Genomic DNA, 14,341 nt, shown 5'->3' with positions numbered 1-14,341 from the left:
ACTACGACGAAGTCACCTGCGATATCAGTAAATGGGGTTGGGAGTGGAACGCGGACGGACGGCCCGCATGCAAACCCAAGAGCGACCCCGTGACGGTGCGGACCGAAGGAGAAAACGTCGCGCGATTGGCCCGGCAGTTCGAGAAAGTGACGGGCGTCTATTGCGACGACCTCCTGGGGTTGATGAAGAGTTCAGAGTACGGCCCGGCGGAGTTCGGCGACATTCGCACCGCCATCCGGAACCTGAACCCCAAACTCAAACTTTGGACTGTGGTCTACACCCACGAGTTGGAGGAGTTGGATTTCTGGACCGGCATGCGCCCGCACATCGATGTTGTGACTCTGTGGATTTGGATGTCGGAAAACATCGCGCACATGCCCCAGTACGTTGACCAGTGCCAGGCGCTCTTTCCGGGCAAACCCATCGTCATGGGCGTGTACCTGCGCGACTACACCAAGGCCGCGCCCATCCCCGTTGACCAAGTCACGCGCCAGATGGAGAGCATCGCCGGCTTGGTCGAAAAGGGACGGCTATCCGGTTATTCCATCCTGGCCGCCGTGCTGATTGACGGTCACCGGCCTCAGGCCGATGCCGTTCGTGATTTCATTACCGCTCAGTCCGCATAGGCTGTTGACAGGGCAATCCCGGGAACACAATACTCAATTTGTATCCTGGCAGGTAGTGAGCTATCGTCTTCTTCATGGCGTGTGTGGCTCGGGTCGTGGCGCCGGGGATGCCGCAATCTGCGCAAGCGCGAGCCCGGCCCAATCGCCAACAAAGCGAAAACGATGCGTATTGTGTCTCTCAAGCTCAAAGAGGGAGTTCCAGTCCATGGGATTTCGAATTCTTCTGACAGTGCTTTGTCTATCTGCGTCAGCAACGGCATTCCCCACCGAATCAAGACTGGAGCGCATCCTCTACAACCAGCCTGGTCTCGTAGTCGACCTGGGCGTAGGTCTTTGGGCGCATCCGTTACCGATGGACTATGACGCGGACGGCGATTTCGACATGGTAGTGGCGACGCCGGACGTGCCGTACAACGGCGTCTACTTCTTCGAAAACACCGAGGGAGACGTGCGGTTTCCGGTGTTCAAGGCGGCGCGCCGCGTCTGTAAACCCGAACGGAATATGACGGTCTCGTATGTGGGCGACACGCCATACGTGATGGTCCCGAACAAGGTCTTTCCGAATTTCCGAAAGTCCGCGCTGGACCGTCCCGAGACACTGCCGTATCAGCAAGACTTCTACGCGGGGCGCGCGAACCAGTGGAAGTATTGCGATTACGACGGCGACGGCGTCATTGACCTGATTGTGGGCGTCAGCGACTGGCGCGGCTACGGCTGGGACGACGCCTATAACGAGAAAGGTGAATGGACCCATGAGCCGCTGCACGGGTACGTCTATTTCATCCGCAACGAGGGCGCGAACGACGTGCCCGCATACGCCTCCGCCGTGCAGGTGATGGCGGGAGGCAGGCCCATTGACGTCTTTGGCTGCCCGTCGCCGAATTTCGCCGATTTCGACGCGGACGGCGACCTCGACCTCATCTGCGGCGAGTTCCTCGACAAGTTTACCTATTTTGAGAACACCGGCACGCGGACGGCGCCGGCATACGCCGCGGGCCGCCGTCTCGAACGCAAAGGCGCGCCCATCGCGATGGACCTCGAAATGCTGCAGGTCATCGCCGTCGACTGGGACAAGGATGGCGACGCGGACCTCATTGTGGGCCAGGAGGACGGGCGCGTCGCGCTGCTCGAGCACACGGGCGCGACTGAAAACGGCATGCCCGCGTTTTTGCCGCCGCGCTTCTTTCAGCAGGAAGCGGATGCAGTCAAGATCGGTGTCCTCTGCACGCCATTCTCCGTCGATTGGGACGCCGACGGCGACGAAGACCTGTTCTCGGGCGACACGGCAGGTTACATCAACTTCGTCGAGAACCGCGACGGCGGCAATCCGCCGAAATTCGCGCCGCCCGTCTATCTGCAGGCCGGCGGCGAAACCATCCACATCCAGGCGGGGCCGAATGGCTCGATTCAGGGTCCCGCCGAGGCAAAGTGGGGTTATACGGTGCTCAACGTGTGCGACTGGGACGCCGACGGCCTGCTCGATATCGTGCTGAACAGCATCTGGGGCAAGGTGCTGTGGCACAGGGGCACCGGGACCCGCACGGCGCCCATGCTCGAAGCGGCCCGGCCCATCGAGGTCGCTTGGAGCGGTCCAACGCCAAAGCCCGAATGGCTCTGGTGGAATCCGGAAGGGCGCGAACTCGTAACGCAATGGCGCACGACGCCGTTCGTCATTGACCTGAACGTCGATAACCTGCCCGACCTTGTCATGCTCGACACCGAAGGTTATCTGGCTTACTTCGAGCGCCGGCGCCAGGGCGAAACGCTGCTGCTGCTTCCGCCGCAACGTATCTTCCTCAACGAATCTCTGGAGCCGCTTCGCCTGAATGACAGGCGCGCGGGCAAGAGCGGCCGCCGCAAGTTCTGCATGGCCGATTGGGACCGTGATGGAAGAATCGACATCCTGGTCGACGGCAAGAACATCGATTTCCTGCGCAACGTTGGCGATGCCGCACACCCATGGGTTTTCCGGAACGAAGGGATGCTGGACAGCCGTGTCCTGGCGGGACACGACACCTGCCCGGCCGCAGTGGATTGGGACCGTAATGGCGTACCCGACCTGCTGATTGGCGCGGAGGACGGGTTTCTCTACTATCTGCGCAATCCCATGGGGCCGTGATTTGACGTTATCCCCAATAGTCACAGTCCCTTGCACCGTGAATCCCGATGCGCTTCAGAGCAGTCCTATTTGCGAGTAATGCTGTTGGGTTGAGGTTCCGTTTGCACCCCAACGCCGGATTCGTTACAGTTTCGCGGCGCATGCGAACACAGGTTGGTTTTCAGTGCGGCCGGCGCGGCGCCGCGTCTGCGGTGGATGGCGAGGCGATACGCAGCCGCGCGCCGGGAGAAAGGACGGTGTCCCTGCTTGGCAAGCAAGGAGCGTGTATTCAACAACCGGAAAAGGAAGGTCTTCCGCAAGCGCATCTCCGCGGGCGAAGCGGCTTGCAGTGTGGGTCTTCTTCTGCTCTTGGCCCTTGCCGCCGCATGGTTTGCGACGTGCAAGGACGCGTATGACCCGTCCGAACGCGATATTTCGATGGATGTGCTCATTCGGGACACGGTCGCGGATACGCTCTATCATGCGCCGGTCGAGCGATGGGTCGAGCCGGGCGCCGCAACGGCAGCGGCCGCAGCCGCGCCGGAACTGGGGCTGTTCCCGGATGCGGTTCTTGCGGGCGGCTGGACGCCCTCTTCCCGCTTGCAGGAATTCGATCCCGAAAAGCTGTACGAGAAGATCAACGGTGCGGCGGAGCAGTATCTGGCCTTCGGTTTTCAGATGCTCCATTACCTCGCGCTGGCCAGCCCCGACGGCGCTCAGGAAATCAGCGTCGAGTTGTACGACATGGGCGCGTTTGAGAATGCGCTGGGCATCTTCGCGGCGCAGCGGGACCCGGAGCAAGCCACGGATAAGCTCGGGCCGGCGAACTATTACGCGACGGATGCGGGCGCGGTTGCCCTGTTCGGGCCATACTATCTGAAACTGAGCGGGACCAGCAGCGACCCGGTCATCCGCGAGAAGGCGGTGCAAATTATCGAATCGGTCGCGCCGCTCGGGTCGGGCGAAACGTCTGTCCCCGTCCCCTACAAGGTTTTGTCCGACGGGCTGGGCTTGCCTTTCGATGCAATCGCCTACGAGAAGTCGGACGTCTTTCAATTTGGCTTTGCCCAGGATTTCTGGTTTGGCGTGCCGCCCGATAGCCCGGATGCCCGGTATTTCGTGCATCTGGACGCGGACGACGCCGGCGCCTCGGCCCTGTTCGCGAAGCTGGTCGAGAATAACAAGTTCGACTACGCTGTTGTCATGGAAGGTGAGGATTCCGTGCTCATGAAGCATGCGTACCTCGAGACGTTTCTGGCGTTAAGCCGTCGCGGGCGGTACGTTTTCGGGGTGGAGAACGCGCCCGGCGAAGCCGTCGCCCGCGAATATAACGACACACTTGCAGGAGTCCTGGATGGCGCAGCATAGGGATATCCGGCATCCGGAGTACCAGAAGGCGCCGCTGACGCGCCGCCGTTTCGTGGGACGCCTCCTGACTGCGGGCGGTATCGGCGGCGCCGTGGCATATCTTGCGGCCGCGCCGGAGGACTGGCCCCTTTCGCTCAAGGATTCGAGGGGCCTGCGCAGCCGGCCGGTGCTCAAGCCGTTCACGCTGCGGGACTATCACGTGGAGAAGCCCGATGGCGCTTTTGACGTGGGCATCGGGCGCGAGGGGCCGCCCGTGGAAAAACTCCGGCGCGCCTTGGATGCCGTAGGCGGGCTTGGCCACTACATCAAGCGCGGCGACGTCGTGCTGGTGAAGCCCAACGTTGCCTTCGACCGGTCGCCGAACCTGGGCGCAACGTCGAACCCGGAACTGCTCGAGGCGCTGGTACGCATGCTGCTCGTGGACTGCGGCGCGCAGGAAGTGCGCGTGGCCGACAACCCCATCGAATCGCCCGCGGACTGCTTCGCCAAGAGCCGCATCCGCGAAGCCACGGAAAGGTCCGGCGGCCGCGTGTATCTGCCCGATTCCAACGCGTTCAAGATGCTGCACACGCCCAACGCGGAGCTGATCCGCGATTGGTGGTTCTTTCACCGGCCCTTCACCAACGTGGACAAGGTCATCGGCCTCGCCCCGGTCAAGGACCACAACCTGTGCAGCGCCTCGATGGGCCTCAAGAACTGGTACGGTCTGCTGGGCGGAACGCGTAATCAGTTCCACCAGGACATCCACGGCATCGTATCGGACCTGGCGATCATGATGCGCCCGACGCTGACGATTCTCGATGGAACGCGCGTGCTGATGAAGAACGGACCCACCGGCGGGGATCCCTCGAACGTGAAGGAGGGCGACGCCGTGCTGGCAAGCCTCGACCCCGTCGCGTCGGACGCGTGGGCATTCGAGCACCTGCTCGAACGGGGCCGGGACTATCCCGAATACCTGTACAAGGCGGAAGCCAAAGGCGCAGGCCGCGTCGATTGGCTGGGAAGAACCAAGGAAATTGCGGGCTAGAGCAGTATGGGTGACGCAAATGCGCAGGATTAATCAGTACCTGACAGGTTTTTCGCTCAGGAAAGCCCTGCGCATCACCAATATCCGCATTGTGTCGCAGGCGTTTTTCTTTCTGGTGTTCCTGTTTTCCGTCTGGGCCACATGGACGTCGCGCCTGGGTGGTTACCCGGTCTCGCGCCTGCTCGAGATGGACCCGCTCGTGCTGCTCGCGACCATGCTCTCGACGGGGCGCATTTACCGGTATCTCGGCTGGGGGTTGCTCGTGCTTGCGCTGACCCTGCTGTTCGGGCGCGTATTCTGCAACTGGGTCTGCCCCTACGGAACGCTGCACCAGTTCGTCGGCTGGTTGTTCAACGTTGGGACGGGCAAGAAACGCATCGAAGATAACCGGTACCGGCCCGTCTTCGCGCTGAAATATGTCGTTCTCATCGTTTTCGTCCTCATGGCGGCCATGGGCGCGCTGCAGGTCGGCCTGCTCGACCCGATCTGCCTCATGTACCGCACATTCGCCACCGTAGTGGCCCCTGCCGCGGACCTCGGCATCGACAAGGTTTCCGAGGCGGCAGGCAGCCTCGAACTCGACACGCTGTGGCTCGACAATCTGAAATTCGGCCCTGGTGTCGAACGCCGCGTCTTTGTCGGCTCGTTCTGGATAGGCGTGATCCTGTTCGGGCTCGTGGCGATGAACACGGTCATTCCGCGGTTCTTCTGTCGCGTGCTGTGCCCGCTCGGTGCGTTGCTCGGCGTGTTCTCGCGTTTCGCCTTGTTCCGCATCAACCGCGATGTGCACAAATGCACAGACTGCAATCTGTGCCTGACGCGCTGCGAAGGCGCCTCGGACCCGCAAAGCATCCTGCGCCAGAGCGAGTGCTTTTCCTGCATGAATTGCATTGATGATTGCCCCGAGGACGCCCTGTCGTTCCGCATGCTGCGGCAGGACACAAAACAGGTGAAAGCCGCGCCAGACCTCTCGCGCCGGAAATTGGTTTTTGCTTCCATCATGGGCGTGCTGGCGTATCCTTTCATCAAGAACCACGGCGTAAATACCGACAAGAACTTCTCCGGGGCGCTGATTCGGCCACCCGGTTCCGTGGAAGAGAGCCTGTTCCTTGCCAAGTGTATCAAGTGCGACCAGTGTATCAACGCGTGCCCCACGAACGTGCTGCAGCCGGCCACGTTCGAGGAAGCGGGCGTCGAGGCGCTCTGGACGCCTGTAATGAACTTCGATATCGGGCACTGCCAGTTGAAGTGCACCCTGTGTTCGGAGGTGTGCCCGACAGGCGCAATCCGCAAGATTACCGTCGAGGAGAAATTGGGCAAAGGCGCTTACGCCGGCCAGGGCCCGATCCGGCTCGGCACGGCCTTCTACGATGTCGGGCGATGCTTGCCGCACGCCATGGAAATCCCCTGCGTCGTCTGTGAGGAGGTGTGCCCGGTGTCGCCCAAGGCGATCCAGGCTAAAGACGTCGAGACCAAGGACGTTTTTGGCAATATCGTAGTCTTGAACAAGCCCTTTATCGTGCCGGACCTGTGCATCGGGTGCGGCATCTGCCAGAACGAATGCCCCGTCCGGGATGACCGCGCCGTGTACGTTACGGCGGTGGGGGAAAGCCGGTCGGATGAACGGAAGTTGCTCTTGAAACATCGTGAGGTTACAGGCTGACGGGGAGGCAAGGTGCGCAGCATGAACAGGGACGGCATCGCGCGGCGCGGATTCATGAAGCAGGCCGCGGGCATCAGCGTGGGCGCAAGCGCGGTCGGGAGCGAAGCGCGTGGCACGCTGCGCATCGCGGACACGCTGCGGTATCTCATGTATCGCGAGTGCTACGGCGAGACGGAGCGGGCCAGGGAACTCTATAGCAGGCTGCGCGCGGAAGAGCGTGGCTTCGAAGGCATAGACCTGAACGTGGCGGAGGCAGCATGTCCGCAGGGCATTCGCATCGCGGAGCGGTTGGCGCAAGCCCGGCGCGTACTGAGCGCTTGACGGTTCTCGCCCGCCGATTGGGCGGAATGACGCAGTCAAACACGAGAAACAAGGAGACCATGAGCATGAAGACAGGACCCATGGGGCGGCGCGATTTCATTCGTGGGACCGTGGCCGGTGGTATGGGACTGGGCATGATGGGCGCCGCGGACGGAGCGGCAGGACAGGTGCCTGCCCCCGCCGGGGGCAAGGTGCCGCGCAAGCCCCTGGGCTCGACCGGCGAAGTATTGCCCATCCTCCAGATGGGCACTTGCCAGACCATGGACCCGAAGTACGACAAGAGGCTCCACCGCTGTTTCCAGATGGGCGTCGATTACATCGATACCGCCCAAATGTACGCGGATGGTCTGGCGCAGAAGGCCGTGGCTGTGTTCAACCGCCAGATTGCCGACCGTAAGAAGCTCTTCATCGCGACAAAGGTCTATCTGAGCGTGGAGGAGGCCTCGGCGCAGCGGTTCAAAGAAGAGCTGGACAAGTGCCTGGCTGACCTGGAGATGGATTACGTGGACCTCTTCTATATCCACATGGCCCATCACGAGCGCTACTTGGAACCTGAATTCATTCAAATGGCCGATGACCTCAAGAAGAGCGGCAAGACACGATTCTTCGGGATTTCGGTGCATGACGGGTCCGTGCCGGCGATGTTGACGAAAGCGGCGGAAGTGGGCGGCGTCGATGTGGTTCTGTTTCGCTACAACTTCCGCCAGTACGGAAACGTCGAGTTGAACCGCGCCATTGACGCAGCCAAGAGCAAGGGTCTGGGCCTGGTGGCGATGAAGACGCTGGCCGCGATCCCCGACGACGCGGAGGAGATCGTACCGTTCCGGTCCGACAACTTCACGCTGACGCAGGCGAAGTTGAAGGCCGTTTGGGCTGACGACCGCATCGACGCGGTCTGTTCTCAGATGTCCAGCGTCGAGCACGTCATGGAGAACACCGCGGCAGCCATATCGCCGGTGAAGTTGTCCATGGACGAGTACATGCAGTTGCACCGGCTCGCCGCGCTGACCTCCGAACACTATTGCAACGGCTGCAATCACCTGTGCGAATCGCGCGTACCGGGCAAGCTGCGGATCGCGGACCAGATGCGCTACCTGATGTACTACGAGAGCTATCACGAGTGTGACAGCGCCCGCAAGCTCTATCGGTCCCTGCAGCCCGAAGAGCGGGATTTCGACTACGTCGACCTCGCGGACGCCACGAAGGCCTGTCCGCAGCAGATCGACATCCGCAGGCGGCTTGAGCGGGCCCGGAAGCTGCTGTCCGTCTGAGTTCAGCCGCTTGCCGGAATCGCCCTGATACGCAATAAGAACGGGAGCGGCCCGGACGGTTCGCCGGCTGTCCGGGCGGCATTCTTCGCTGTCGCATTGCATTTTACGCCGCGGGTCCGTCTAATACCCGCAAATCTGGCGCAAGGGTCCGCACTCCTTGGCCGCGCATCGCACGCAACCGGAGGGAATCTTGTCATGCTGAAGACGCGTATTACCGAAATGCTTGGAATCGAATACCCGATTCTCATGGGGGGAATGCAGTGGCTTGCGAAGGCGGAACTGGTTTCCGCCGTGTCAAACGCCGGTGGCTGCGGCTTCATCACGGCGGTGTCGTTCGCCTACCCGGAGGAACTGCGCGCGGAAATCCGAAAGGCCCGCGACATGACGGACAAGCCGTTCGGAGTGAACATTTCCATGCTGCCCGTGCTCATGCCCGGTGACCAGACCGACGCCTTCATGGACGTTGTGTGCGAGGAAGGGGCGCCCGTGGTGGAGACGGCGGGCCGCAACCCCGAACCTTACGTGCAAAAGCTGCACGCGGCGGGCGTCAAGCTCATTCACAAGGTGCCGGCGGTGCGCTTCGCGAAGAAGGCGGAGAGCATCGGCGTGGACGCCGTGACGATTGTGGGCTTCGAGTGCGGGGGGCACCCCGGCATGGACGACGTGCCGTCGCTGATTCTCATCCCGAAGGCCGCGGAAGAACTGCACGTGCCCGTGATTGCGGCGGGCGGATTCTGCGACGGGCGCAGCCTCGTGGCCGCGCTCGCGCTGGGCGCGAACGCCGTGCTGATGGGGACTCGCTTCATGGCATCGGTCGAAAGCCCCATGCACGACAACTTCAAGAAATGGATGATTGCCGCGAAGGAAACGGACACGGTCGTGGTCGAGCGTTCAATCCGCAATGCGGCGCGCATTATCAAGAACGAGGCCGCGCTCACGGTGGCGAGACTGGAAGCCGAGGGCGCCACTCTGGAGGAGTTGCTGCCCATCATCGCGGGCAAAGTGGGGCGTGACGCCTACCTGAGCGGCGATGTCAACGCCGGGACCATCGCTTGCGGGCAGGTGGTCGGGCGCATCCACGAAATCAAGACCTGCAAACAGATCATTGACGACATCATCGCCGAAGCGCGGGAACGGCTGGCGCAGCTTGGGCGCGTGTTCAAGGAATGACGCGGAGGGAGCGGTTGCACGAGGAACCGTGCAATGCTTGAATGTCTCGCAATCATCTTGTGTCTTGCGGGTTCCGTGGACAGCCTTGACCCCCCGATTGTCTGGAAGGTCGAGACGGCTGCCATGCCGCACAGCCCGGCCCTGTTCCCGGATGAACGCGGTCCGAGAGGCATGGTGCTGGCCGCGGGCGCGGAAGTCCTGCTCGTGGCCGGCGCGTTCCAGTGACGAGATTGCCCGGCACACCCGGGAGTACGAAATCGACTTTGCGGTCTCGTGCGAGTATCGTGTGAGACTTGGCGATATGACCATGCGTTTGCAGGCCATGTAACGGGGAGTTCATGCCATGTTTCTTGCAGTTGTCGGATTGACCATGCTGCATGCGGTTGAATTGCCGGTGGGCTCTGCGCCGGAACCGGTCGCCATTCCGGGATTTCCGGACCGTCTGCACGCCTTCGTCTGGCTCAACTGGGGGCTCGTACCCGTCGACCGCATGGCGGCCGTGCTCGACTCGAACAGCGGCGAGGTGCTGGACCTTGGCCGCCGCATGGGCCTGAGCGGTCCGCCAGAGGTCTCCGAAGATCAATGGCTCCGTTCGTATATCACAATCATCCGGCGTAACTGGCACCTGCTGCCTTATGAACAACTCCTGGAGTTGCTCGATTGGACCCCCGAGAAGCTTGCCTACACCTTGCGCGAGGACGATTTTCTTTACATCAAACTCGGCAGCCTTAAGCCGAAATGCGCGTTACTGCGTTACGCGCCGCCGGACGAAGCCGTCCGCGCCCGGGAAGCCGAAATTGCAGCGGTCGTCGCCCGGGAATTCCCCGAGGGCTTGCCCGGTCCCGCCGAACCGATGTTCGGTTTCGTCCGGGAGCTTTCGGAAATGCCAGAACCCGCGGCGGAACCGGCGGGGGAGAGCCGCTTCCAGCCGCGGTACTGTTCATCCTATTTCATGCTGTACGGCGACCCGTTTCTCGAAACGAAGACCCCGGCCTATCCCGCCGGCTATCTGGCCCGGCTCGCGCAGGCCGGCGTGGACGGCGTCTGGCTCCAGGCGGTCTTGTACAAGCTTGCGCCGTTCCCGTGGGACCCGTCGTTGAGCGAGCGCTGGGAAGAACGCCTGAGCAACTTGAAGGAACTCACGGCGCGCGCCAAACAGCACGGTATCGGCGTGTACTTGTATTTGAACGAGCCGCGCGCAATGCCGCTTCCGTTCTTTGAGGTTCATCCCGAATTGCGCGGCGTCGCGGAGGGCGACCATGCCGCGATGTGCACCAGTGCGCCGGATGTCCGGGATTACCTGCGTGACGCCGTCGCGACAATCTGCCGCGCCGCGCCAGACCTTGCGGGGTTCTTCACCATCACCGCGTCCGAGAACCTGACAAACTGCTGGTCCCATCATCGCGGCGCGGAATGCCCCCGCTGCGCGCCTCGCGGCCCGGAAACCGTCATCCCGGAACTCAATGGCGTCATTCTCGAAGGCATCCGTGCAGCCGGCAGCGGCGCGAGGCTGATCGCCTGGGATTGGGGCTGGCCCGATGACAAGGCGCAGGCGATGATTCGCAATCTGCCCGAAGACACGGCCTTCATGAGCGTGAGCGAGTGGAGCATCCCTATCTCGCGCGGCGGCGTAGACACGACCGTAGGCGAATACTCGCTGTCCGTGGTCGGGCCGGGCCCGCGCGCTACGCGGCACTGGGCCTGGGCGCGCGAACGCGGGCTGAAATGCGTCGCCAAGGTGCAGGCCGGAAACACGTGGGAACTCTCGTCCGTGCCATATATCCCCGTGCTGGAGAACGTGGCCCAGCACGCCGCCAATCTGCGCTCGGCAGGCGTGGACGGCCTGATGCTCGGCTGGACCCTCGGCGGCTGCCCGTCGCCGAACCTTGAAGCCTATGCGGCCATGGGCATGCCGGACGCGGGCGATGTCGACAGCGTGCTGCGAACCGTGGCCGAGCGCCGTTTCGGGCCCGCGCCCGCGCCCCATGTCGTTGCCGCATGGAAAGCGTTCAGCAAAGCATTTCAGGAATACCCATATCATGGCGGCACCGTGTACTCCGGCCCGCAACAGATGGGCCCCGCGAATCCGCTATGGAGCGAGCCTACGGGTTACGCGGCCACGATGGTTGGATTCCCCTATGACGACCTCCAGAGCTGGCGGTCCGTGTATCCCGCGGAAGTATTCATTGAGCAGTTCAAGAAAGTGGCGGACGGCTTCGAGCAGGCGCTCGACGCGCTCAAGCGCGACACGGCGGCGCTGGACGTCGCCCCGCAGGCACGCGTGGCGCTCGAAGAAGAAATGCTCGTTGCCGACGCATGTGCCATCCATTTCCGCAGCGTCGAGAACCAGTCCCGCTTCGTCGTTGCGCGGGACGCGCTCCTTGCCGCGGACGCCAATGCTGATACGGTTGCTCTAACCGGAATACTGCGGCAAATCGTCCGCAATGAGAAAGACTTGGCGCTGCGCCTGCATAGACTGCGGATGCGTGATTCCCGACTTGGCTTCGAAGCCTCTAACCACTACTTCTATGTACCCATGGACCTCGCCGCGAAAGTCGTCAACTGCGAGGAAATGTTGAGCGGGTGGCTGCAAGAGTAAAGGCGCGAGGTGGGATGTCCGGCTGCACCGGCGCGTGCCCGTTCGAGGACAATATGGCAGGAAAATGATGAGCATTGGCGGATTGAATGATACGAATAGCGGTTGACATCGACCAGGTCTTTCCACGCGTGATTCAGTCCGATACGGGAGAAACCAAAGAATCGCTGGCGGTCCAGAAGGAGGTTCACGCCTGCTTCTCCGGTAAGTGCGCAACCGGCGACCGCTTGTGCGTGTAATGGCCGGACAAACCGGCTATGCCTTGAAAAACAAAGAGCTTGAAGCGGCTCACAAGTATAATCTTGATTGATGCTTAAGCGTGAATTGCGTTCTTTCGAGAAGCAGGCCATTTCGAAGCGAAGGCGCGGGTAGCGGGATGCCTCGACCGCAACGCAGTTCGCTCTTCAAGGCATTGCAGGCCGGGTCATTTCCCGCCAATTCTCCTTGAAAACGAAGAAGTTGATCCCGTCAGCACCGTTATCACGCACGAGCGCAGCCGTTTTGGCCATATCCGGGTCGTCGATGTATATGATCGGGGCCAACTCCTTGTCCGTGGGCAACTGTGCGCGCGCCATGGCGGTCTGGCGCCCCACAGCCTCAGGCGGCACGGCGGCGCGCACCTCCTCGATAGACCGCGACGGCACGACATCCGCCAGACCGGTCCAGGACAGGATCAATTCCATCACGGTGGCCTCCTCCGGCTTGCCGGTCAGCCCCAGTTCCTCGGGAATCACCATCAACTCCCAATTCAAGCATGCGGGACCGGGCCGGTCGGGGTAGTTGCGATAGATCATGGGCGCGAATACGTCAACAAATTCCGCGAGGTCAACATACGCTTGCCCAACCAGGGGCGCGAACGACGGCGTAAAGATGTAGACGCCCATCCGCAGTCCGGCGCCGTGAATAATCGCGCTGATATCGCGGAAGTGTTCGGTAACACATGCGCGACGGAAGCGGAGCCAGTCCAGCACCCCCGGATGCAGCGTCAGCCATTCGACAACGCCAGCCGGGCTGGTCAGCCACACCGCGCCTTGCGCGCAGCCTTTGCCCAGGCCGGCGACGAGGTCAAACAAGACTCGAACATCCTGCTTCATGCGCCCGAAATCGTAGCCCGATTGGGCCGCTTTCCGTTCCGAGTGCTCGGAGAAGTCGGTGAAGAAGGGGCGCAGGCCCGATGCGGGCGACGCGAAACGGCAGCCATCGACAAGGATGCCCGTCACGCCCGGTGTGGCCACCATGCTCTCGTATGATTTCAGATTCGCCGCGCGGATTTCCGGGTCGTTGGGCGAGCCCGAGCCGAACCAGACCTGCGTTTCGCCGAGGATATCCACGGCCTTGTGGCTGTCTTCGTTTTCGAGGCCGCCGTAGCCGAACGCGCCGCCGCAGAGCCACGCTTGCATGCCTGCTTCGTTCACGGCCGCGATGACGACGTCTCCTCCCGCGACGACTATATCGAAACCCGCTTCTTTCAACGCCGCCGCCGTAGTCTTGGGGTCTCCACCGAACCCGTGCATCCAGTACGAAACCTCTGGCATGTCTCTATCCTCCTCGCGGGCTTGCGGCGCCGCGTCTTTCACGGCGGACGCGCTCCGCGCGGCCAGCGCCGCCGCAAGCGATGCGCCGAAGAATGTGCGGCGTTCCATCGCCCCATCTGCCCGGTGTTTCATGTTTTGTTCTCCCGCGTTGATGAAAGACATGCGATGTACTCAATCGCTCAGCCAAGCGTCGCGGTGTTCCGCAACGAAATCATCATCGTTCAGGTGCGGATATCCTGCGTAAACCCGGTCAATCTCCTCAAGCTGCCCGGGACTGAGCGTTTCTCGCGGGTCGAGGCAACAGATATTCTTCAGGAGTCCTTGACGGCGGAGCACCTCGTGGAGCCCGGCTATGCACCCCGCAAACCCGTTCGCCGCGTCAAAGAAAGCCGCGTTGGCATCGGTGACTTCGGCGTTTCTTGTCAGCAGTTCGCGGGGAACCGACCCGCCCGCCTGGGCAATTTTGCGGCAATCCAGCCATAGCCGCACCGCCGTGCGCGTCCATACCGCCCAATGCCCGAGCAGTCCGCCCACGATGCGGCGCTCCACCACGCGCGCTCCTGTGGCACAGCGATAAGGAGTCACCAAATCGATGAGGATATTATCGTCGTTGCCAGTGTACAGCGCTATGTCATCTCGGCCTGCCTCGGCAACAGCGCGCACGAC

Annotated in this window: 12 protein-coding genes; 10 read left to right on the top strand and 2 right to left on the bottom strand. The window is 62.1% G+C overall.

Features of this window, described 5'->3' with window-relative positions; translation table 11 throughout:
- From KA184_19435 to KA184_19390, 10 genes are all read left to right on the top strand, one after another.
- Positions 1-626, top strand: a 626-nt coding sequence (locus tag KA184_19435; GenBank protein MBP8131757.1) for a hypothetical protein, incomplete at its 5' end; no start/stop codon positions are given.
- A 205-nt stretch (positions 627-831) separates the two neighbouring features.
- A complete protein-coding gene (locus KA184_19430) occupies positions 832-2,745 on the top strand; it encodes a VCBS repeat-containing protein (GenBank protein ID MBP8131756.1) in 1,914 nt (637 codons plus the stop codon).
- A 246-nt stretch (positions 2,746-2,991) separates the two neighbouring features.
- Positions 2,992-4,092 (top strand): hypothetical protein, encoded by a 1,101-nt coding sequence (locus KA184_19425; GenBank protein ID MBP8131755.1) that lies wholly within the window; start codon positions 2,992-2,994, stop codon positions 4,090-4,092.
- Positions 4,079-5,119: a DUF362 domain-containing protein gene (locus KA184_19420; protein MBP8131754.1), complete on the top strand. Its 1,041-nt coding sequence runs from the start codon at positions 4,079-4,081 to the stop codon at positions 5,117-5,119. Before KA184_19425 ends, KA184_19420 begins: the two co-directional genes overlap by 14 nt.
- A 19-nt stretch (positions 5,120-5,138) precedes the next feature.
- On the top strand, positions 5,139-6,782 hold the full coding sequence (locus KA184_19415) for a 4Fe-4S dicluster domain-containing protein (GenBank protein MBP8131753.1): 1,644 nt from the start codon (positions 5,139-5,141) through the stop codon (positions 6,780-6,782).
- A 21-nt stretch (positions 6,783-6,803) separates the two neighbouring features.
- Positions 6,804-7,103 (top strand): hypothetical protein, encoded by a 300-nt coding sequence (locus tag KA184_19410; GenBank protein ID MBP8131752.1) that lies wholly within the window; start codon positions 6,804-6,806, stop codon positions 7,101-7,103.
- Between the two features lie 65 nt (positions 7,104-7,168).
- Positions 7,169-8,374, top strand: a complete 1,206-nt coding sequence (locus KA184_19405) for an aldo/keto reductase (protein MBP8131751.1) — start codon at positions 7,169-7,171, stop codon at positions 8,372-8,374.
- A 195-nt stretch (positions 8,375-8,569) separates the two neighbouring features.
- Positions 8,570-9,544, top strand: coding sequence for a nitronate monooxygenase (locus KA184_19400; protein ID MBP8131750.1), 975 nt, complete (start codon positions 8,570-8,572; stop codon positions 9,542-9,544).
- A gap of 33 nt (positions 9,545-9,577) precedes the next feature.
- The gene (locus KA184_19395) at positions 9,578-9,769 is read left to right on the top strand and encodes a hypothetical protein (GenBank protein MBP8131749.1); all 192 of its coding nucleotides are present in this window, start codon (positions 9,578-9,580) and stop codon (positions 9,767-9,769) included.
- 118 nt (positions 9,770-9,887) lie between these two features.
- A complete protein-coding gene (locus KA184_19390) occupies positions 9,888-12,143 on the top strand; it encodes a hypothetical protein (GenBank protein ID MBP8131748.1) in 2,256 nt (751 codons plus the stop codon).
- A gap of 401 nt (positions 12,144-12,544) precedes the next feature.
- Here KA184_19390 and KA184_19385 read toward each other — a convergent pair whose 3' ends face one another.
- A complete protein-coding gene (locus KA184_19385; GenBank protein ID MBP8131747.1) occupies positions 12,545-13,807 on the bottom strand; it encodes a hypothetical protein in 1,263 nt (420 codons plus the stop codon).
- 39 nt (positions 13,808-13,846) lie between these two features.
- A partial coding sequence (locus tag KA184_19380; GenBank protein ID MBP8131746.1) for a dihydrodipicolinate synthase family protein occupies positions 13,847-14,341 on the bottom strand: 495 nt, incomplete at its 5' end.

It is taken from the genome of Candidatus Hydrogenedentota bacterium (assembly GCA_018005585.1).
Lineage (GTDB): Bacteria > Hydrogenedentota > Hydrogenedentia > Hydrogenedentales > JAGMZX01 > JAGMZX01.
This window is presented reverse-complemented; position numbering and strand designations above follow the sequence as displayed.

What these genes read in the sequence shown, in the direction of transcription:
- KA184_19430 (MBP8131756.1), top strand. Translation starts at nt 832, where the DNA reads ATGGGATTTCGAATTCTTCTGACAGTGCTTTGTCTATCTGCGTCAGCA.
- KA184_19420 (MBP8131754.1), top strand. Translation starts at nt 4,079, where the DNA reads ATGGCGCAGCATAGGGATATCCGGCATCCGGAGTACCAGAAGGCGCCG.
- KA184_19415 (MBP8131753.1), top strand. Translation starts at nt 5,139, where the DNA reads ATGCGCAGGATTAATCAGTACCTGACAGGTTTTTCGCTCAGGAAAGCC.
- KA184_19410 (MBP8131752.1), top strand. Translation starts at nt 6,804, where the DNA reads ATGAACAGGGACGGCATCGCGCGGCGCGGATTCATGAAGCAGGCCGCG.
- KA184_19405 (MBP8131751.1), top strand. Translation starts at nt 7,169, where the DNA reads ATGAAGACAGGACCCATGGGGCGGCGCGATTTCATTCGTGGGACCGTG.
- KA184_19400 (MBP8131750.1), top strand. Translation starts at nt 8,570, where the DNA reads ATGCTGAAGACGCGTATTACCGAAATGCTTGGAATCGAATACCCGATT.
- KA184_19395 (MBP8131749.1), top strand. Translation starts at nt 9,578, where the DNA reads ATGCTTGAATGTCTCGCAATCATCTTGTGTCTTGCGGGTTCCGTGGAC.
- KA184_19390 (MBP8131748.1), top strand. Translation starts at nt 9,888, where the DNA reads ATGTTTCTTGCAGTTGTCGGATTGACCATGCTGCATGCGGTTGAATTG.
- KA184_19385 (MBP8131747.1), bottom strand. Translation starts at nt 13,807, where the DNA reads ATGAAACACCGGGCAGATGGGGCGATGGAACGCCGCACATTCTTCGGC.